Annotated in this window: 17 protein-coding genes and 1 other RNA gene; 13 read left to right on the top strand and 5 right to left on the bottom strand. The window is 54.1% G+C overall.

The genetic code is table 11. The features are described 5' to 3' along the window. The first annotated feature begins 109 nt into the window (after positions 1–109). From ACQZQY_RS07615 to ACQZQY_RS07590, 6 genes are all read left to right on the top strand, one after another. A complete protein-coding gene (locus ACQZQY_RS07615; RefSeq protein ID WP_056776402.1) occupies positions 110–487 on the top strand; it encodes a DUF1090 domain-containing protein in 378 nt (125 codons plus the stop codon). Between the two features lie 148 nt (positions 488–635). After that, positions 636–938 carry a DUF883 family protein gene (locus ACQZQY_RS07610; protein ID WP_056776398.1) on the top strand — a complete coding sequence of 101 codons (303 nt, stop codon included), beginning with the start codon at positions 636–638 and terminating at the stop codon, positions 936–938. A gap of 2 nt (positions 939–940) precedes the next feature. Beyond that, entirely contained in the window at positions 941–1,348 is a 408-nt protein-coding gene (locus tag ACQZQY_RS07605; RefSeq protein WP_122094431.1) for a phage holin family protein, read from the top strand. After that, positions 1,345–1,629, top strand: a complete 285-nt coding sequence (locus ACQZQY_RS07600) for a YqjK-like family protein (RefSeq protein WP_056776392.1) — start codon at positions 1,345–1,347, stop codon at positions 1,627–1,629. The genes ACQZQY_RS07605 and ACQZQY_RS07600 overlap by 4 nt, the downstream gene beginning before the upstream one ends. Before the next feature lie 254 nt (positions 1,630–1,883). Continuing rightward, complete coding sequence (locus tag ACQZQY_RS07595; RefSeq protein ID WP_056776388.1) at positions 1,884–2,276, top strand: DoxX family protein; 393 nt, start codon at positions 1,884–1,886, stop codon at positions 2,274–2,276. A gap of 152 nt (positions 2,277–2,428) precedes the next feature. After that, positions 2,429–3,412 (top strand): glutathione S-transferase family protein, encoded by a 984-nt coding sequence (locus ACQZQY_RS07590; RefSeq protein ID WP_056776385.1) that lies wholly within the window; start codon positions 2,429–2,431, stop codon positions 3,410–3,412. A gap of 60 nt (positions 3,413–3,472) precedes the next feature. On the opposite strand, the gene ACQZQY_RS07585 is transcribed toward ACQZQY_RS07590, so the two are convergent. Beyond that, the gene (locus ACQZQY_RS07585) at positions 3,473–4,378 is read right to left on the bottom strand and encodes a LysR family transcriptional regulator (RefSeq protein WP_056776382.1); all 906 of its coding nucleotides are present in this window, start codon (positions 4,376–4,378) and stop codon (positions 3,473–3,475) included. A gap of 110 nt (positions 4,379–4,488) precedes the next feature. Between ACQZQY_RS07585 and ACQZQY_RS07580 the strand changes: the two genes are divergently transcribed. Beyond that, complete coding sequence (locus ACQZQY_RS07580; RefSeq protein ID WP_056776378.1) at positions 4,489–5,193, top strand: pirin family protein; 705 nt, start codon at positions 4,489–4,491, stop codon at positions 5,191–5,193. A 62-nt stretch (positions 5,194–5,255) separates the two neighbouring features. Here the strand turns inward: ACQZQY_RS07580 and rnpB are convergent. After that, an RNA gene (rnpB, locus tag ACQZQY_RS07575) (RNase P RNA component class A) lies at positions 5,256–5,634 on the bottom strand. Between the two features lie 25 nt (positions 5,635–5,659). Then, on the bottom strand, positions 5,660–6,529 hold the full coding sequence (rsmI, locus tag ACQZQY_RS07570) for a 16S rRNA (cytidine(1402)-2'-O)-methyltransferase (protein WP_056776374.1): 870 nt from the start codon (positions 6,527–6,529) through the stop codon (positions 5,660–5,662). Between the two features lie 61 nt (positions 6,530–6,590). On the opposite strand from rsmI, the gene ACQZQY_RS07565 reads away from it, so the two are divergent. From ACQZQY_RS07565 to dolP, 4 genes are all read left to right on the top strand, one after another. Then, the gene (locus tag ACQZQY_RS07565) at positions 6,591–8,606 is read left to right on the top strand and encodes a penicillin-binding protein activator (protein ID WP_431296861.1); all 2,016 of its coding nucleotides are present in this window, start codon (positions 6,591–6,593) and stop codon (positions 8,604–8,606) included. Positions 8,607–8,681: 75 nt separating this feature from the next. Further along, positions 8,682–9,065: a YraN family protein gene (locus ACQZQY_RS07560; protein ID WP_056776366.1), complete on the top strand. Its 384-nt coding sequence runs from the start codon at positions 8,682–8,684 to the stop codon at positions 9,063–9,065. Positions 9,066–9,095: 30 nt separating this feature from the next. Further along, positions 9,096–9,686, top strand: a complete 591-nt coding sequence (diaA, locus tag ACQZQY_RS07555) for a DnaA initiator-associating protein DiaA (RefSeq protein WP_056776362.1) — start codon at positions 9,096–9,098, stop codon at positions 9,684–9,686. A 9-nt stretch (positions 9,687–9,695) separates the two neighbouring features. Further along, positions 9,696–10,271: a division/outer membrane stress-associated lipid-binding lipoprotein gene (dolP, locus tag ACQZQY_RS07550; protein ID WP_056776359.1), complete on the top strand. Its 576-nt coding sequence runs from the start codon at positions 9,696–9,698 to the stop codon at positions 10,269–10,271. Between the two features lie 68 nt (positions 10,272–10,339). Here the strand turns inward: dolP and mtgA are convergent, their stop codons facing one another. Continuing rightward, on the bottom strand, positions 10,340–11,068 hold the full coding sequence (gene mtgA, locus ACQZQY_RS07545) for a monofunctional biosynthetic peptidoglycan transglycosylase (RefSeq protein WP_056776356.1): 729 nt from the start codon (positions 11,066–11,068) through the stop codon (positions 10,340–10,342). Between the two features lie 894 nt (positions 11,069–11,962). After that, a complete protein-coding gene (gene arcB / locus ACQZQY_RS07540) occupies positions 11,963–14,305 on the bottom strand; it encodes an aerobic respiration two-component sensor histidine kinase ArcB (protein ID WP_056776351.1) in 2,343 nt (780 codons plus the stop codon). 870 nt (positions 14,306–15,175) lie between these two features. On the opposite strand from arcB, the gene gltB reads away from it, so the two are divergent. Further along, complete coding sequence (gene gltB / locus ACQZQY_RS07535; protein ID WP_056776347.1) at positions 15,176–19,633, top strand: glutamate synthase large subunit; 4,458 nt, start codon at positions 15,176–15,178, stop codon at positions 19,631–19,633. A 9-nt stretch (positions 19,634–19,642) separates the two neighbouring features. Then, the gene (locus tag ACQZQY_RS07530; RefSeq protein WP_056776343.1) at positions 19,643–21,061 is read left to right on the top strand and encodes a glutamate synthase small subunit; all 1,419 of its coding nucleotides are present in this window, start codon (positions 19,643–19,645) and stop codon (positions 21,059–21,061) included. The last annotated feature ends 29 nt before the right edge of the window (positions 21,062–21,090 follow it).

The following is a 21,090-nucleotide window of genomic DNA, read 5'->3' as shown; positions in this document are numbered from 1 at the left end:
TGATATTATTTATGGGGTAGTCATTCATGTGACCCATGATTTGACACGCAGTCCCCTGTTCAAGGAATTAAGTGCCACACTCACTTAACCATCAAAAGGAAGCTACACGATGAAACTGACTCTCTCCGCCCTCGTATTCGCCCCGGCATTGTTGTTCACCTCCGCCAGTTTTGCTGCGCCTCAGCCAGAAAGCTGCGTGACCAAACAAAACGAAATTCAGAAACAGATCGACGAAGCCCGTGCCCATAAAAACCAGAACCGCGTAGACGGTCTGGAAAAGGCACTGCGTGAAAATAAGGCACATTGCACCGATGCCGGTCTGAAAGCTGAAAATCAACAACGTGTTGAAGAGAAGCGTGAAAAAGTCGCTGAACGTGAGCAGGAGCTGAAAGAAGCTCAGGCCAAGGGCGATCACGAAAAAATCGTTAAGAAACAGCATAAACTGCAGGAAGCACAGGCAGAACTGAAACAGGCCCAGGGCCTGTAATCGTGTTCCGCCAGCGGTGATTTTGCACCACGCCACAGCGGATTATTCGGGGATCTTGCGTTTTGAAACAGACAATTCGCATTTGCGATCACCCGAATATCCGCTATGTTAAAAGTTCGAATCAGTTAACGTATGGAGTGACTTACACATGGCGAGTAATACATCAGAACAACTGCGGGCTGAATTAAAGTCATTGGCAGATACCCTGGAAGAAGTGCTCCAGACCTCTACCGATAAGCCGAAAGCTGAACTCGATAAACTGCGTGGTAAAGCAGAATCCCTGCTGAAAGATACCCGCGAACGTCTGAGCGACACGGGCGAAAAGATTGCCTACCAGACCAAAGAAATTGCCGGTAAAGCCGACGATTATGTACATGATAAACCCTGGACGGGCGTCGGTATTGGTGCCGCGGTCGGCGTAGTCATCGGCGTTCTGTTAGCTCGCCGATAACCATGACTGAACCGTTAAAACCTTCACCACAAGGACCGGGTAAGGGGCTTTTCGACATCATTCAACGTGTCGCCACTGTCGTGGTCGGCATTGTCGAAACGCGCGTCAGACTGGCCGTTATTGAGCTGGAAGAGGAAAAGGCCAATATTTTCCAACTGCTGCTCATGGCCGGCATTACCCTGATCTTTACAGCCTTCGGTCTTATGAGTCTGCTGGTGGTCCTTTTCTGGGCTATCGATCCGGCATACCGTCTGATGGCGATGGGCACTACCACAGGCGTGCTGTTATTGCTCGCGGTGATCCTGGGCATGTTGACGCTGGCGAAAGCCAAACGTTCGACGCTGCTCAGCCTTACGCGCAAGCAACTGGACGTTGACCGTGCCCTGCTTGAAAAGGATGACGAGGAATGAGCATCCCGAACCGCGCTATCGAAAAAGTCAGAATTATGCGCAAGATTGAGCGCCAGCGGCAGGAGTTATCTCGTGCCGGTGATGACTGGCTGGATGCCACAGCGAAAATCGATCGCGGCTGGGTGAAACTCGTTGATATGCGCAAATATCTGGTAGTGGGCTCAAGCCTGATTGCCGTTTATGGTATTCGCCACCCCAGCGTGATTGTGCGCTGGTCACGACGGGCTTTCGGGATCTGGGGAACGGTCAGACTGTTCCGTAAGACTTTCGCTCAGAAATAAACGCTCTTTTTTCGTATCAATGCTTTCACGTCTGAGGGCCGGATGAATACTCATCCGGCCCTTTTCTTTTGAATAACAATCCAGAGTCCATTCAATTTTTTTGAATCATTCAGACAGATTTACTTGCTAACAAAACTTATTCATCCGACCTATTATTCCGTCATCAACTGATGCGGTAACGGCAGGAAACATTTTCCGACCGGGCCGGTAACATTTTTAGCTCAATTTGAGCGCATGACCTTTCGGAGATGAAGATGACTAAGTTACAAGACACTGCTTTGCTGGTTGCACGTATCCTGATGCCCATTCTGTTTATCGTTGCAGGCTGGGGCAAAATCAACGGTTACACCGCCACAGCGGGCTACATGACGTCCATGGGCGTGCCAAGCTTCTTCCTGCCACTGACTATCTTGTTAGAATTTGGCGGCGGTCTGGCGATCCTGTTCGGCTTCTTCACTCGTACTACCGCGCTGATCACGGCAATCTTCACCATACTGACCGCCGTCATCTTCCACACTGATTTCGCCCAGGGCGTAAACCAGATGATGTTCATGAAAAACCTGTCCATCGCCGGTGGTTTCTTCGTCCTGTTTGCTTCGGGTCCTGGTGCATTCAGCATCGACCGTCTGATCAAGAAAAACTGGTAATCGTCCGCACCAGGGATAACGCCGGGCATCGCACCGGTAATACCACGCTATACTCAAATAATTAGATAATATGTAAGACCTGCAGGGCGATGTGATTTATCACCTCGCCCTTTTTTATTCTGAAAATACATCTGATAAAAAGGTACATAACGATGGGACAACTGGTTGACGGCATCTGGCAGGACACCTGGTATGACACCCGCTCTACCGGCGGGCACTTCAAACGTTCCGTTTCGCAATTTCGTAACTGGATCACCGCAGACGGCGCACCGGGTGAGCATGGTGCGGGTGGCTTTACGGCAGAACGCGATCGTTATCATCTGTACGTTTCTCTCGCCTGCCCGTGGGCGCACCGCACCTTACTGATGCGCGCGCTGAAAGGCCTCGAAGAGATCATTCCCGTCTCCGTCGTGCATCCGCTGATGCTGGAAAACGGCTGGACCTTCGGAACGGATTTCCCGGCGGCCACCGGCGACGATTTGTATCATCTGAATTTTGCCTATGAAATCTATCTGCGCGCGCAGAAGGATTACACCGGGCGCGTCACTGTGCCGATCCTGTGGGACAAGAAACAGCAGACCATCGTCAGTAACGAATCTGCCGATATCATTCGCATGTTCAACAGCGCTTTTGATGCGGTCGGTGCAAAAGCCGGGGATTATTATCCGCAGACCTTGCGCCCGCAGATTGATGAGATTAATGAATGGGTCTATCCGCAAATTAACAATGGCGTCTACAAAGCCGGGTTTGCGACGTCTCAGGATGCTTACGATGAGGCCGTTGACGGTGTGTTTGCCGCACTTGACCGTGCCGAGGAATTACTGGGTAAACACCGCTATCTGACGGGGAACCAGCTGACCGAAGCCGATCTTCGCCTGTGGACCACGCTGGTGCGATTTGACCCGGTGTACGTTACGCATTTCAAATGCGATCGCTACCGGATCAGCGATTATCCGAACCTTTACGGCTTCCTGCGCGATATCTACCAGATGCCGGGCATTCGTGAAACCGTGGATTTTGCCCATATCCGTCACCACTATTATCGCAGCCACGCGACGATCAACCCGCACGGTATTATCTCCACCGGACCCGCGCAGGATTTAGAATCTGAGCACGGGCGTGATACGCGTTTTTGATCTGCATCTGCACCTTCCCCTTTCATCAGGGGAAGGTGTGGCGCAGCAACTGACCGACGCTTACTTCACTTCACGCGTAGCCAGCAGTTTGACAATTTCACGCAGGAACCAGGCTTTCGCTTCGCCCATGCTGTCGCGACGCCACGCCATAATGATGTCGGTTTCGTGATTGTATTCGGCACTCACCACACGCAAACGCCCTTCGGTAATGTCTTTTTCGACCATCGGATAAGGCATCGTCGCCACACCTAACCCTGCCAGCAATGCCTGACGTTTTTCTTCCAGCGTACTGACCGTCAGACGTTGCTGCTTATCCAGCAGTTGCACGGTCAGCACCGGGCGCTCGCGGGCAGTATCCGCCACCGCAATGCCCCGGTACTTCACGCGGCTGACGTCAGACAACGGCTCGGCTTCCAGATGGATCGGATGATCCGGTGCGGCAACGTACACGCTGACCAGCTTGTAAAGCTTACGGCTGTTAATTTCTGTTGATGAGCGAAAGTGCATATCCGGGGCGATCACGATGTCTGCGCGCCCCTGCTCAAGGCGCTCCCACGCGCCGGCCAGCACTTCAGTGATCAGCGACACCTGCGTATTGGCTTTCAGCGCCAGCTTTTCAATCAGCGGGAACAGTTTCGTTGCCGGTGACAGCGCTTCACACACGATGGTGATATGGGTTTCCCAGCCACGCGCCAGCGCTTCGGCATCCACGGTCAGTTTATCTGCCGCTTCCAGCAACACGCGGCCACGCTCAAGCAGCATACGGCCAACGTTAGTGAATTTTGTCCGATGACCTGAGCGGTCGAATAACACCACATCCAGCTCTTCCTCCAGCTTCTGCATGGTGTAGCTCAGGGCAGAAGGGACGCGGCCCAGCTCGTCGGCAGCAGCGGCAAAGCTGCCCCGGCGGTCTATCGCATCCATGACCCGTAAGGCTTCCAGTGTGAGTGCGCGATCCTTAGCCATTCTTTTCTCTTTCAGGAAATTTGAATATAGCGACCAGATTAACTGGCTAACAATCACACGTCCAGACGCTTACCATTTATCCATTGATATTTTTAACTGAGGCGACCGCCATGATTACCAGCAGAACGGCAAAAGAGTGCGGCACCGCTGACTTTGGCTGGCTGCAAGCCCGCTACACGTTTTCCTTTGGTCACTACTTCGATCCCAAGCTGATGGGCTATGCCTCTTTGCGGGTGCTGAATCAGGAAGTGCTGGCACCGGGGGCGAGTTTTCAGCCGCGAACTTATCCACGCGTTGACGTGCTCAATCTGGTGTTGCAGGGCGAGGCCGAGTATCGCGACAGTGAAGGTCATAGCGTGCGGGTGAAAGCCGGAGAAGCGGCGCTGTTATCGACGCAGGCCAGTGTCAGCTACAGCGAGCTGAACACCCGCGAGAAGCAGCCACTGACGCGGATGCAGCTGTGGCTGGATGCCTGCCCCGAGCATGAAAATCCGATAACCCAGAAAATGATGCTGCCGGATGCGAAGCATTTCCTGCTGGCCTCGCCGGATGGTGAAGCAGGCAGCCTGCAGTTGCGCCAGAGCGTGTGGATCCATCATCTGGATTTAGCCGCAGGCGATCATATTTCGATACCGATCCGCGGACCGCGTGCTTATTTGCAGTCGATTCACGGGCAGGTTGATGCACAGGGCGCGGTCAGCAACGAATCGCAAAGACTGGCCTGTGGCGATGGGGCCTTTATTCATCAGGAAAACAGCCTGACCGTGTCTGCCAGCACCCCATTGCGCGCGCTGCTGATTGATTTGCCGGTCTGAGTTTTCGGATTTCAGAAAGGTGAAAGCCCGCGCAGTTAACACTGCGCGGGCTTTCTTTTTGACGAGGGAGTTGACCGTTAAGCCGGGTTCTGTCGTGGACAGTCATTCGTCTAGGCCAGCAATCGCTCACTGGCTCAAGCAGCCTACCCGGGTTCAGTACGGGCCGTACCATGTGAACCCCTATTTGGCCTTGCTCCGGGTGGAGTTTACCCTGCCACGGACTGTTGCCAGCCGCGCGGTGCGCTCTTACCGCACCCTTTCACCCTTACCTGATCCCACTTGCGTGGGCCATCGGCGGTTTGCTCTCTGTTGCACTTGTCGTAAGCTCGCGCTTCCCAGGCGTTACCTGGCACCCTGCCCTATGGAGCCCGGACTTTCCTCCCCTCCATCTGTCTCCCCCGAAAGGGACGGCAACGAAGCGGCGACTGTCTGGTCAACTCCGCGGCGGATGATAGGGGAAAATCACCTACTTGTCACCCTCTTGCTCATCAAGCGCGTATTTATACAACGCATTCTTCTTCACACCGTGAATTTCTGCAGCCAGCGCGGCGGCTTTTTTCAGCGGAAGTTCTTTTTGCAGCAGCGCGAGCGTGCGCAACGCTTCCGCCGGCAAAGCCTCGGTATCGGCTTTGTGACCTTCAACGATCAGCACCATTTCGCCACGCTTGCGGGTTTCATCTTCCAGTACCCAGGCGAGCAATGCGCCAACCGCGTCACCACGAATATTTTCCCAGGTTTTGGTCAGCTCGCGGGCGAGCACCACGTAGCGATCCGGCCCCCAGACTTCCACCATATCCTGCAGGCTGTCGAGCAAGCGGTGGGTCGATTCGTAGAAAATCAGCGTGCGCGGCTCTTCGATCAGGGCCTGAAGTGTATCTTTTCGTGATTTCGTTTTGGCAGGCAGAAAGCCTTCATAACAGAAGCGGTCGGACGGCAAACCGGCGGCAGACAATGCCGCAATCGCCGCACAGGCACCCGGCAACGGCACAACGCGCACACCCGCTTCACGGCAACAGCGCACCAGATGGTAGCCAGGGTCATTGATCAGCGGCGTTCCTGCATCGGAAACCAGCGCAATGCTTTGACCTTCCTGAAGTTTTGATAATAAATGTTCCGCTTTTTGCTGTTCATTATGATCATGAAGCGGATACATTTTTGCGCTGATACCAAAGTGATGCAGCAATAATCCGGTATGACGGGTATCCTCCGCCGCAATCAAATCCACGCTGCTCAGCACGGCCAATGCCCGTTGGGTGATGTCCCCTAAATTGCCGATTGGCGTGGGTACGATGTACAGCGTTGATGCAGAAATATCTGCTTGATCGTGTTGATTCATTGTTTCATCCGGATTGCCGATTTAATATTGAGCATCTTGAAAAAACATCACTGGAAACTGAATGCCTTCCTCAATGACTTTTCGTACCCGTTCGGGACGTTTACTCCCTGCCATTATCGTGGCGATGCTTCTCGCCAGCTGTACCGGTCAGGCGCCACAGGCACCGACTGAAAGTGTCCAGGGCGCGGCGACTGGCAGCTCTGATTATTATCTGCAACAGGCACAGCAAAGCGGTGATGATAACAAGGCTGACTGGCAATTGCTTGCAGTGCGTGCCCTGGTGCGTGAAGGCAAAGCGGCTGAAGCCTACAATCAGCTGAAGACCCTGCCGCAAGAACTCACTGCCGCGCAGCAGCTGGAGCAAAAGCTGACGACGGCCGAAGTGCAACTGGCCATCAAAGATTTCGCCCCTGCGGCGACCACGCTGAGCACCATCGATCCGACCGCGCTGACCAACGATCAGAAGGCGCGTTACTATCAGGCGCAAATCGATGCCAGCCAGGGACGCGTCAGTCTGGGCGTGATCCGCGCGTATATTTCGCAGGAGCCACTGTTGCAGGGCCAGCCGCATCAGGACAATATCGATCGTACCTGGATGTCGCTGACGCAACTTTCCCCGCAAGATGCGAGCAGCATCGTGATCAACGCAGATGAAAATACATTGCAGGGATGGCTGGATTTACTCAGCGTCTGGCAGAGTAACAAGCAGGATCCCGATCTGCTGAAAGCCGGTATTAAAGACTGGCAGCGCCGTTATCCGGTCAATCCGGCCGCAAAAAACCTGCCAACGCAGCTTAATAACGTGCTGACGTTCCAGCCTGCTTCTACCGGTAAAATCGCCCTGTTCCTGCCGATGAGCGGCCCGGCGCAGGTTTACGGTAACGCCATTCAGCAAGGTTTTAACGCGGCAATGACCGGTCAGGTGTCACAACCTGCGCCACAAAGTGCTTCTGCCGATCAAAACGCTCAGGCGCAACCACCGGTCGATCCGAATGCGGCCGTCAGCACCTCAGCGCCGGAGGCGACAGCCTCCCAGGCTGAACAGCCACAAACGCCTGCGCCTGTCGCCACTCCGGTAGCCAGCAGTAATGCTCAGGTCAAAGTTTACGACACCAATGGTCAGCCTCTGGCCGCGCTTCTCACCCAGGCGCAGCAAGATGGCGCAACGCTGGTTGTCGGTCCTCTGCTTAAAGATCAGGTCAACGAACTCGCTTCAGACCAGACACCGCTGAATGTTTTAGCGCTCAATCAGCCAGAAACTGAGAAAAACAGCCCGAATATCTGTTACTTTGCCCTCTCTCCGGAAGACGAGGCACAGGATGCCGCACGTCATATGTGGTCACAGCAAAAACGGATGCCGCTGTTGCTTGTTCCGCGTGGCAACTTTGGCGACCGTATCGCGCAGGCTTTTGCCAATGAATGGCAGAAACTGGGCGGTCAGACTGTCCTCAAGCAGGGGCTGGGTTCAGCAGGTGAATTACGCTCTTCTATCGGCAGCGGTATCCGTCTGACCGGTACCCCGGTGATGACCAGCAATACCGCTGCTCCTGCCCAGGCGCAGGGCGTGACCATTGGCGGGATCACCATCCCGGCGCCACCGACCGATGCGCAGATCGTGCAGGGCAGTTCAGGAGGTGCCGTGGATTCGGTGTACGTCGTCGCCACGCAAAGCGAACTGACGCTGATCAAGCCGATGCTCGACATGAGCGGCAGTGGCCGTTCACGTCCGTCCGTTTACGCCAGTTCCCGCAGCTATCAGGCCGGTGCAGGCCCGGATTATCGTCTGGAAATGGAAGGCGTTCAGTTCAGCGACATTCCGTTGCTGGCGGGCTCTAATCCGGCGCTGATGCAACAGGCCTCCGCGAAATTCGGTAACGACTACTCACTGGTGCGTCTGTACGCGATGGGGATTGATGCCTGGAGTCTGGCGAATCACTTCTCACAAATGCGCACCCTGCCGGGCTTTGAAGTCTCCGGCAGTACCGGGGATTTGAGCGCCAACAGCAATTGCGTTATCCACCGTAAAATGCCGTGGCTGCAATACCGTCAGGGCTCACTCGTGCCGGTTTCCTCTTAAGAACGGCTATCGCCACTCTCGGGAACCGCTCTTCAGAACCGGTATTCCGAGAGTGACAGGTACAAGGATGTACTGATGTTTGAAAAGGTGTCAACGCCGCGGCTCACTGGCGCAAAATCGTGTGGAAACCAGTATGAAGCTTTCGCACGTCGCTACCTTGAGAGCGCCGGATTATTCTTTGTGGCCGCCAATGTGGCGTGCCGCACCGGAGAGATCGACCTGATAATGCGCGACCAGCAAACCTGGGTGTTTGTTGAAGTTCGCTACCGGCGCACCGCCCGTTTCGGCGGCGCAGCGGAAAGCGTAACGCGTCAAAAACAGCAGCGTTTGTTAAGCGCTGCGTCTTTCTGGCTTGCAGGACGCCATGCAAGCTTTGACACATCATCTTGCCGTTTTGATGTTTTTGCCATCACCGGTAGCCAGATAGAATGGCTGCGTGATGCCTTCAATGCGGAATAAATATTATGACGACTGACTGGACGAAAACCCGTGCTGGATAGAATCAAAGTCTGCTTTACCGAAAGTATCCAAACCCAGATTGCCGCGGCAGAAGCTTTGCCTGACGCGATTTCCCGCGCCGCAATGACGCTGGTGCAATCGCTGCTTAACGGCAATAAAATTCTCTGCTGCGGTAACGGCACCTCTGCGGCAAATGCCCAGCATTTTTCCGCCAGTCTGATTAATCGTTTTGAAACTGAACGTCCCAGCCTTCCTGCAATCTCACTATGTGCAGATAACATTGTGCTGACCGCTATCGCTAACGACCGGCTGCATGATGAAATCTATGCCAAACAGGTGCGGGCCTTAGGCCAGGCGGGCGACGTCCTGTTGGCTATTTCTACGCGCGGCAACAGCCGTGATATTGTCAAAGCCGTTGAAGCCGCGGTCACCCGTGATATGACCATTGTGGCGCTTACAGGTTATGACGGCGGCGAGCTGGCGGGTTTGCTGGGTCCTCATGATGTTGAGATCCGAATCCCGTCTCATCGCAGCGCCCGTATTCAGGAAATGCACATGCTCACAGTGAATTGCCTCTGTGATCTGATTGATAGCACGCTGTTCCCTCACCAGGACGATTAAGGAGATCAAATGAAGGCAAGTCCTCTCTTTGCAATACTGTTTAGCGCCCTTCTGCTACAAGGTTGCGTTGCCGCCGCAGTGGTTGGCGTTGCTGGCGTTGCCACCAAAACCACCACGGACCCGCGTACCGTCGGCACACAGGTTGATGACAGCACGCTGGAAGCCAGGGTGTCTAATGCCATCAGCAAAGACAAACAGCTGAAGGACGAAGCGCGTATTGTGGCGACGGCGTATCAGGGCAAAGTCCTGCTGACCGGCCAGACCCCGACACCGGATATGGCCGCGCGCGCCAAGCAGATCGCGGTTGGCGTTGAGGGTGCAACGGAAGTGTATAACGAGCTTCGCACCGGTAAGCCTGTGACCATGGGTACCGCCTCTACCGATACCTGGATCACCACCAAAGTCCGCTCGCAGTTGCTGACCAGTGATTCAGTGAAATCTTCCAACGTGAAAGTGACCACTGAAAACGGCGAAGTCTTCCTGCTGGGTCTGGTGACACAGGATGAAGGGAAATCTGCGGCAGGTATCGCGGCAGGTGTCAGCGGCGTGAAACACGTGACCACGGCATTCACCTACGTGAAGTAATTCCGGCGGCCATCATGAAAAAGGACAGCGCATTGGCTGTCCTTTTTTTATGTGCGTTGCTCAGGAAATTAATGCAGTTTATGTTCCACCAGGAAAGACTCACCGCCGAGCTGGCTCATCTGGCGCAGGATCCACTGTTGTCTGCGAATGACGTAGGCTGAAGGCGCGTTGACCTTAAACAGGTGTGGATTGGGGAGCACGGCAGCCAGTAATGCCGCCTGAGAAGCGGTCAGTTTGCTGGCCGGTTTATGGAAGAAATGCTGTGCCGCCTGTTCAACGCCAAAGACACCGTCGCCGAACTCCACGATGTTCAGATAAACCGTCAGAATGCGTCGCTTTGTCCATACCGTTTCAATGCCAACGGTCAGCCCGGCTTCCAGCCCTTTGCGGATCCAGCTGCGACCATCCCACAAAAATAAATTCTTGGCCGTCTGCTGCGAAAGCGTCGATGCACCGCGCATTTTTCCGCCGTCTTTATCACTGTCCAGCACCGACTGAATGGCATCCACGTCAAATCCCCAGTGTTCAGGGAATTTCTGGTCTTCCGCCGCCATCACCGCCAGCGCCATCGGCGAGGAAATGTCATCCATCGCGACCCAGTCGGAATGGGCGACGTAACCAAAGTCACCGGTCAGCCACGCCGACACCTGCCTTTCCACCATCACGGCAGAAAAAGGCACCGGTAAAAAGGCGAAAATCACAATTCCTGCTATCCATAAGCAGGGTAGCAGTATCAGCACACGTTTGAGCCATAACAGTGGCTTACGTAAAAGACCTTTTTTTGCAGATTTATTCATTAAGCGCTTTCCGTAACACATCTGACCATCTAATCAATCTCCGCAAGAACCACCGGATTCGGCTAGCGAAACTAAGACGCAGATTGCTAACAATCTGGTCAGGCCTATCCCATTTTTAACCGCACATTAACCAAATTAAAAGGCTTTTGATCCATATCATCAATGAGTTCCAGATCCTGGGAACCGGTTCCCAGGGGTTTTCACCCCCCGGCATCGACTGTATTCTTTTGCTACATTCCGTAACAATTCATAAATTTATTGATTAACAAAACTTATACATTCAATTTTAGATAGTGAACGAAAACTCATCAGATACTCGCCCGCCTCTGGCGTCACTAAGTCAAATCGGTTACTCAAAAAAACCACAATGCAGACGAAAATTCACACAACGGACGGGCATTCAGGACGTCTACCTAAGTGAAATTATTTCACTACATAAAATGAGATGAAATCTTATGCCATGTAACAGACGGTCCGAATCCACTTTCACGCATACACCATGGTTTACAGTAAGTTGCCGCGGGTTCCGTGCAGCGTGTTCAGGGGGACTACGCACAGTTTTTGTAGAAAAAACCAGCAAATCGCCGTCTGAATTTTCACGAACATAAGCAAAATTGCATGCCGTCATAACGTCATCAACAACCTTCATTTGTATTCTCTCAAAAATCCTGCGATAAAGACTTGATGTTTTGTATAGACAAAGACTAATCTACATCACAGTTTTTAATGAATGTTGTAACAGTTCAGCTTATATTTGTTATGTTGATGGCTACAGGATGTATTAGACTTACCCTGAATTCCAAGACCTGCGAAATCCAAACCCTAACAACTATCGTGGGTTACCATTTTCCCTGGTGTTGGCGCAGTATTCGCGCACCCCGGCTTCGGCTGGGGTTATTTTTTTTCAGCGTTTGAAGTCCATTCACGCAGCACCTGAATATCATTTCGCCACTCCGCCTTCAGCTCATCAATCCATTCCTGAACGTTATCCCACCAGGCCGGCAATGTTGGCGTTTGAATTTGTTGCGCCAGCTGCTGTAAATGCTTCAGACCGACAGATCCCGCTGCACCTTTGATTTTATGCCCTTCTTCGGCAATGCCTTTCTGGTCACGCGCCGTCATGTTGGAATCCAATACCGCGAGATAACCCGGCATCATTTTTTCAAACATATCTGCACTCTGATAAATCAGTTGCGGGCCCACCAGGTCGATGTACTGCTCCAGCATGGCGGTATCGAGTAAAGTTTCGCTGTCTTTCATCACTGCAGGCTCCTTTTCCATCACGGATACTTCTGGCTGATGATCCCAAAACTGCTGGATCATCGCGGTCAGGGCAGAAACAGACAGCGGCTTGCTCAGCACGTCGTCCATTCCGGCGTCGAGATACTCTTTTTTGTCTTTGAGCACGTTGGCCGTCAACGCAATCAGCGGCGGCAAATGCTTACCGGCGTAATCGGTGCGTAATTTGCGGGCGATATCCAGCCCCGTCATGTCAGGCAGCTGGATATCCAGCAGAACCAGGTCGAATTCGTCGGGATCGAACATCTCCAGCGCATCATGCCCGTTCATTGCCACTTCCACGCTGTTACCCAGTTTCTCCAGCACCGAACGCGCCACAATGACGTTCAGCTCGATATCTTCCACCAGCAACACATGAAGCGCCGGCAGCGGCATCTCCTCCTCTTCATCGTCGCTTTGCGTTACCGGCGCATCCAGCGTCGGCGCACGCACCGTCAGCGTGAAGCAGGAACCCTGCCCCGGCACGCTGCTGACGGTAATATCGCCGCCCATCGCCTGCGCCAGACGCTTAGAAACGGCCAGACCGATCCCGGTTCCGGTTGCGGGTTTGCCCCCGTTACGGTCTTTCACCTGATAGTACATGGCGAAAATTTTATCCTGCTCATCCTGCGGAATGCCCATTCCCGAATCGCGCACCACGAAGCGCAGCATGTCGTTCGCTTCGTAATGGACGCTCAGCACGATTTCCCCTTCACGGGTAAATTTGACGGCGTTACCGATCAGGTTCCATAAAATCTGGCGTAAGCGCGTGCCGTCAGTGGTGATGCTACGCGGCAAGGGTAAATCCGGATCCATGATGAATTTCAGCCCTTTCGGCTGTGCCAGAAGGCCGGAGAGGTTTTCCAGATCGGACAGGAACTCGGTGAAATCGACCGTCTGGTTATCGAGCTGCACTTTGCGGCGCTCGATTTTGTCCATTTCAATGATGTCGTTGAAGATATTGCCGAGGGTGATGGCGCTGACGTGAATGGTTTTGAGGTAGCTGTGCTGCTCTTTGTCCAGCTCCGTGTCCAGCAGGATGCGGCTGAGCCCGACGATGCCGTTAAGCGGCGTACGCAGCTCGTGGCTGATGGTCGAGATAAACGTCGTCTTTTCCCGGCTGGCGTTCTCCAGCGCGTCCTGATAGCGCTTACGCTCGGTAATATCGCGCCCGAAGCCCATCAGGCCGTGGCGTTTACCGATGCGATCGTAGAACGGCACCTTGCGCAGCTCGAAACAGGCTTTCCGCCCGTCCGGATAGACCAGCCATTGTTCATAGGTGAGGGAAACGTTGTGACGGAACACCTTCTCATCGGTTTCCACCACTTTCTCGGCGATATCGGGGGTATAGACATCGTTCGGCGTCAGACCGATCAGCTGCTTCTCGCTTTTGCCGGTGAGCAATTCCATCGCACGGTTACAGCCGGAGAATTCTTTGTCTTCGTTACGGTAATACACCAGATCCGGTGAAGCATCGAGGAAGGAGCGCAGTAACGCCGATTGCTGACTCAGTTCGATCTGCGCCTGTTCACGATGATGCATTTCGAGTTTCAGCTTATCGACCACGGCCAGACGCGCTTCTTCTGCTTTGACGCGGTCAGCAATTTCCTGATTCAGCTGGGTAATATTGTCTTTCAGCTGCTGATTCAGTTCGAGATCGCGATGGCGCATCTCTTCAAGCTTATCGACCAGACGGGTGAGACGCTGGCGCGACTCCTCGAGCTGCTCCACCACCACCGACAGAAAGTACACTGCCCAGGGGGTGATCAGTAATCCAAAGAAAATGGACCGGACGACGTCGATACTTTCCACCTGACCACGCAACAGCATGGTCACCGCCATCTGAACAATCATCGCCAGCACCACCAGCGCAGAAGCCAGAAGCAGTGAGAATCTCACCAGCCCCAGTTTGACCATCAGATCGACATAATACTGCGCTAAAACCCGGATTTGCTTCATAACGGTTCCCTTAAAACGAAGTCGACTGAATCATACCGCAAAACCTTGCCGGGGTGAGCGCGGGGCGGTATTGAGCTGAAAGTTTGTGACCTGCACCGTGCAGGGGCTTACGGTGGTGCAATGCGGGAAATAAGTGCAGAGATATTGACTAATTTCTGCCGCGATATTATTAATATCGGCCGGCAATTTTCTGCCCGTTGCCAGGCCAACTGCCCTCTGGCTAACGTATTTCTCCTTTCACTCCCTAATCCTTTCCCTAAAGGCGCTGCCCGCACAGGCATAACTATTCATTATTACTGCAAATAAAGTCATTCATGGCAGTATGAATAATTCTTATTACATCCGCTGCATTAGCACATTATTACGGCCCGGTTAAAAACAGTGACAAACCGCATGGGGGCTGTGTTTTGCAGTATAAAATACTGGTAAATAGTCGCCTGCCAGCATGGTGCGGAGATCTGAAGCTTTCTCCATAGTGAGTCAGCTCACACTTTACAGGCATGACCACACCGAAATTACGCCAATAAAATCACCATAATCTATATATATTTCAAATAATTAAATCCCTTTATATCACTTTTAATATAACTTAAATCGCCATTTGACCTGTCAATGCTTTCTCGCTAAGTTGGGAGTCCGCTGGAAGCAATCTCGACGGGTGAGCAACTCGTCATATTTATGCAGTAATTGAAGACTCCCTCATTAAAACAAGTCAACCACCACTTGTGAGAACCATCACGAGAGGCCTTTGACGGAGATGCCCGGGCATTCAACGCACCGCAAGAGTGCGCGAAAATGCGAGCAATCTCTGTCTATAAGTCCCCTCGCGGTTGGTGTGAGAGTCTCGCAGAGCCTGGGGAGGTTCACGTTATGTTGTACGATAAATCCCAAGAGAGGGACAACTGTGGTTTCGGCCTGATCGCCCATATAGAAGGCGAACCTAGCCATAAGGTCGTGCGTACAGCCATTCACGCGCTGGCCCGTATGCAACACCGTGGCGCGATCCTTGCTGACGGCAAGACCGGCGACGGCTGTGGCCTGCATTTACAGAAACCGGATCGGTTCTTCCGGATGATCGCCGAAGAGCGCAACTGGCGTCTGGCGAAGAACTATGCCGTTGGCATGCTATTCCTCAGCAAAGATGAAACAGAAGCGGCTGCCAGCCGCCGCATTGTTGAAGAAGAGTTGCAAAACGAAACGCTGTCCGTGGTGGGCTGGCGTGACGTTCCGACCAATCCGGACGTTCTCGGTGAAATCGCGCTTTCCTCCCTGCCCCGTATCGAACAGATTTTTGTCAACGCGCCTGCCGGCTGGCGTCCGCGTGACATGGAGCGTCGCCTGTATATGGCGCGCCGCCGCATTGAGAAACGCATTCAGGATAAAGATTTCTATGTGTGCAGTTTCTCCAACGTGGTCACGATCTATAAAGGCCTGTGTATGCCTGCGGATCTGCCACGCTTCTATTTAGACCTGGCCGACCTGCGTCTGGAATCGGCGATCTGCCTGTTCCACCAGCGCTTCTCGACCAACACCGTTCCGCGCTGGCAGCTGGCTCAGCCCTTCCGCTATCTGGCGCACAACGGCGAAATCAACACCATCACCGGTAACCGCCAGTGGGCGCGTGCCCGTGCGTATAAATTTAAAACACCGCTGATCCCCGATCTGCAAGATGCTGCGCCTTTCGTCAATGAAACCGGCTCCGACTCCAGCTCGCTGGATAACATGCTGGAACTGTTCCTGGCGGGCGGGATGGATCTGCTGCGCGCGATGCGTTTGCTGGTGCCGCCAGCCTGGCAGCAGAACCCGGATATGGACAACGATCTGCGTGCGTTCTTCGACTTTAACTCCATGCACATGGAACCGTGGGACGGCCCGGCCGGTATCGTGATGTCAGATGGCCGCTATGCCGCCTGTAACCTCGACCGTAACGGTTTGCGCCCGGCGCGTTATGTCATCACGAAAGACAAGCTGATCACCTGTGCGTCCGAAGTCGGGATCTGGGATTATCAGCCGGACGAAGTGGTCGAAAAAGGCCGCGTCGGACCTGGCGAACTGATGGTAATCGACACCCGCAGCGGCAAGATCCATCACTCCGCTGAAACCGACAACGACCTGAAAGGCCGTCATCCTTACAAAGAGTGGATGGAGAAAAACGTTCAGCGTCTGGTGCCGTTCGAAGACCTGCCGGAAGATCAGGTTGGCAGCCGCGAGCTGGATGACACAACGCTGGAAACCTTCCAGAAACAGTTCGGCTACAGCAGCGAAGAACTTGATCAGATCATCCGCGTACTGGGTGAAAACGGTCAGGAAGCCGTCGGCTCGATGGGTGATGACACGCCATTTGCCGTGCTCTCCAGTCGTCCCCGCATTATTTATGACTACTTCCGCCAGCAGTTTGCGCAGGTGACCAACCCGCCAATCGATCCGCTGCGCGAAGCTCACGTGATGTCTCTGGCGACCAGCATTGGCCGCGAGATGAACGTGTTCTGCGAAGCCGAAGGTCAGGCGCACCGTCTGAGCTTCAAATCACCTATTCTGCTGTGGTCTGACTTTAAACAGCTCACCACGCTGGACAGCAAACACTATCGCGCGGAAACGCTGGACCTGACTTACGATCCGAGCGAACAGAACATGGAGCAGTTCGTCCAGAAACTCTGTGACGAAGGCGAGCAGAAAGTGCGCAACGGCGCCGTGTTACTGGTGCTGTCTGACCGAAATATTTCGGCCAACCGCCTGCCGCTGCCTGCGCCAATGGCCGTCGGCGCACTGCAACTGCGTCTGGTTGAGAAAAGCCTGCGCTGCGATGCCAACATCATTGTTGAAACCGCCAGCGCCCGCGACCCGCACCATTTCGCCGTGCTGATTGGTTTTGGTGCCACAGCGGTTTATCCGTATCTGGCCTACGAAACCCTGGCAAAACTGGTCGACTCTCAGGTCATCGAGAAGAAATACCGTGAAGTGATGTTGAATTACCGCAACGGCATCAACAAAGGCTTGTACAAGATCATGTCCAAAATGGGCATCTCAACCGTGGCCTCTTACCGCTGCTCCAAACTGTTTGAAGCGGTCGGTCTGGCAAAAGATCTGTGCAACACCTGCTTCAACGGCGTGGTCAGCCGTATCGGCGGTGCCGGTTATACGGATTTTGAACAAGATCTGCTGAACCTGTCCAAACGCGCGTGGCTGAAACGCAAAACGCTGGATCAGGGCGGCCTGCTGAAATTTGTCCACGGTGGCGAATATCACTCATATAACCCGGACGTGGTCACCACACTGCAAACCGCAGTGAACAGCGGTGATTACGACGATTATAAAAAATACGCCAAACTGGTTAACGAGCGTCCGGTAGCGACACTGCGTGACCTGTTGAAAGTGACACCAAAAGGCCAGCCAATTCCGGTGGATCAGGTGGAACCGGCGGAAGGCTTGTTTACCCGCTTCGATACCGCGGCGATGTCTATCGGTGCGTTGAGCCCGGAAGCGCATGAATCTCTGGCCGAAGCAATGAACAGCATCGGCGGGCGTTCTAACTCCGGCGAAGGCGGCGAAGATCCGGCGCGTTACGGCACCAATAAAGTGTCCCGTATTAAGCAGGTAGCTTCCGGTCGTTTCGGTGTAACACCGGCGTACCTGGTGAATGCTGACGTTATTCAGATCAAAGTCGCACAAGGTGCAAAACCAGGGGAAGGCGGCCAGTTGCCGGGTGACAAAGTGACGCCGTACATCGCGAAACTGCGTTATTCCGTGCCGGGCGTGACCCTGATTTCTCCACCGCCGCACCACGATATTTATTCTATCGAGGATCTGGCGCAGCTGATTTTCGACCTGAAACAGGTCAACCCGAAAGCCATGATTTCGGTGAAGCTGGTTTCTGAACCGGGCGTCGGCACTATCGCCGTCGGCGTGGCGAAAGCCTATGCGGATCTCATCACCATCGCCGGCTACGATGGCGGCACCGGCGCAAGCCCGCTGTCTTCGGTGAAATACGCCGGTTGTCCGTGGGAACTGGGTCTGGTGGAAACACAGCAGGCACTGGTCGCCAACGGCCTGCGTCATAAAATCCGTCTGCAGGTGGATGGCGGCCTGAAAACTGGCCTCGACATCATCAAAGCGGCGATTCTGGGCGCAGAAAGCTTCGGTTTCGGTACCGGCCCTATGGTCGCACTGGGCTGTAAATACCTGCGTATTTGCCACCTGAATAACTGCGCAACCGGCGTGGCAACTCAGGACGATAAATTGCGTCGCAACCATTATCACGGCCTGCCAGAACGCGTAGTGAACTACTTCAAGTTCATCACGCAGGAAACCCGTGAAATCATGGCCGAACTGGGCGTGAGCCAGCTGGTCGATTTGATTGGTCGTACCGATCTGCTGACCGAGCTGGATGGCTTCACCGCCAAACAAAACAGTCTGGATCTCTCTGCGATGCTGGCAACCGCCACGCCGCATGAAGGCAAAGCGGTGTACTGCACCGAAAGCAACCCGGCGTTCGATAAGGGTCAGCTGAACAAAGACATTCTGGAGCAGGCTGCGCCGCACATCGATTCTAAGCAGAGCAAAGCGTTCTACTTCGATATCCGCAACACTGACCGCTCCGTCGGCGCCATGTTGTCCGGTGCGATTGCTGAGAAACATGGCGATCAGGGTATGGCGGCAGATCCGGTGCGCATTAACTTCAACGGCACCGCGGGCCAGAGCTTCGGCGTCTGGAACGCAGGCGGCGTCGATTTGATGCTGACCGGCGACGCGAACGACTACGTGGGCAAGGGCATGGCCGGTGGCCGCATTGCCATCCGTCCACCAATCGGTTCAGCGTTCCGCAGCCACGAAGCCAGCATCATCGGTAACACCTGTCTGTACGGCGCTACCGGCGGCAAAATGTTTGCAGCGGGCCGTGCGGGTGAACGTTTCGCCGTGCGTAACTCCGGTGCCATCACTGTGGTTGAAGGCATTGGCGATAACGGTTGTGAATACATGACCGGCGGTATTGTGTGTGTGCTCGGTCGTACCGGCGTCAACTTCGGCGCAGGCATGACCGGTGGCTTCGCTTACGTTCTTGATGAAGACGGCGAATTCCGCAAACGCGTTAACCCGGAACTGGTTGAAGTCCTGGAAGTGGCCGATCTGGCTATCCATGAAGAGCATCTGCGCGGTTTGATCATCGAACACGTACAGTTGACCGCCTCGGCCCGTGGTGAAGAAATTTTGGCGAACTGGCCTGAATGGGCAGCGAAATTTGCTCTGGTAAAACCGAAGTCCAGTGATGTCAAAGCATTGTTGGGTCACCGTAGTCGTTCCGCAGCTGAGCTGCGGGTACAAGCGCAGTAAGAGGTTAAGATGAGTCAAAACGTTTATCAATTTGTCGACTTACAGCGTGTTGATCCGCCTAAAAAAGCGCTGAAGATCCGTAAAATTGAGTTTGTGGAAATTTACGAGCCGTTCTCAGCAACTCAGGCTGCATCACAGGCAGACCGCTGTCTGTCCTGCGGTAACCCTTATTGCGAATGGAAATGCCCGGTTCACAACTACATTCCGAACTGGCTGAAACTGGCAAACGAAGGTCGCATCATGGAAGCCGCCGACCTCGCGCACCAGACCAACAGCCTGCCGGAAGTCTGCGGACGCGTTTGTCCTCAGGACAGACTGTGCGAAGGTTCCTGTACCCTGAACGACGAGTTTGGTGCGGTGACCATCGGTAACATCGAGCGCTACATCAGCGATAAAGCCATCGAAATGGGGTGGCGTCCGGATATGTCTCACGTGCATCCTACCGGCAAACGCGTGGCGATTATCGGCGCAGGCCCGGCAGGCCTGGCTTGTGCTGACGTCCTGACCCGTAACGGTGTGAAAGCAGTGGTTTACGATCGCCACCCGGAAATCGGCGGCCTGCTGACTTTCGGTATTCCGGCCTTCAAGCTGGAAAAATCGGTGATGACCAAGCGTCGTGAAATCTTCACGGAGATGGGGATCGAATTCCAGCTCAATACTGAAGTCGGTAAAGACATCACCATCGACGCCCTGCTGGCAGAATACGATTCTGTGTTCCTCGGCGTCGGGACTTATCAGTCCATGCGCGGTGGTCTGGCGAACGAAGATGCGCCGGGCGTGTACGATGCCCTGCCGTTCCTCATCGCCAACACCAAGCAACTGATGGGTTACGATGACAGTCAGGAAGAGCCTTACGTGACGATGGATAAGAAGCGCGTGGTGGTTCTAGGCGGTGGTGACACCGCGATGGACTGCGTGCGTACATCAATTCGTCAGGGCGCAACGCATGTGACCTGTGCGTACCGTCGTGATGAAGAGAACATGCCGGGCTCACGTCGTGAAGTGAAGAATGCGCGCGAAGAAGGGGTGGATTTCAAATTCAACCTGCAACCGCTGAGCATTGAACTGAACGATTCAGGCCGCGTCTGTGGCGTGCGTATGGCGCGTACCGAACTTGGCGCGCCGGATGCGCATGGCCGCCGTCGTGCAGAAATCGTCGCGGGTTCCGAACATGTGATGGAAGCCGATGCCGTGGTGATGGCGTTTGGTTTCCGCCCTCACAAAATGGAATGGCTGGCAGCGCACGATGTTGAGCTGGATACTCAGGGCCGCATTCTGGCACCTGAAGGCAGCGACAACGCCTTCCAGACCAGCAACCCGAAAATCTTCGCCGGTGGCGATGCGGTTCGCGGATCGGATCTGGTGGTCACGGCGATTGCCGAAGGCCGTAAAGCGGCAGAAGGCATCATGAACTTCCTCGAAGTCTGATCCTTTCTGTCATGAAAACGGGGCTGCCA

The sequence above is a fragment of the Rahnella sp. PAMC25559 genome, assembly GCF_050632365.1.
In the GTDB taxonomy this organism is placed as follows: Bacteria; Pseudomonadota; Gammaproteobacteria; order Enterobacterales; family Enterobacteriaceae; genus Rahnella; species Rahnella rivi.
This window is presented reverse-complemented; position numbering and strand designations above follow the sequence as displayed.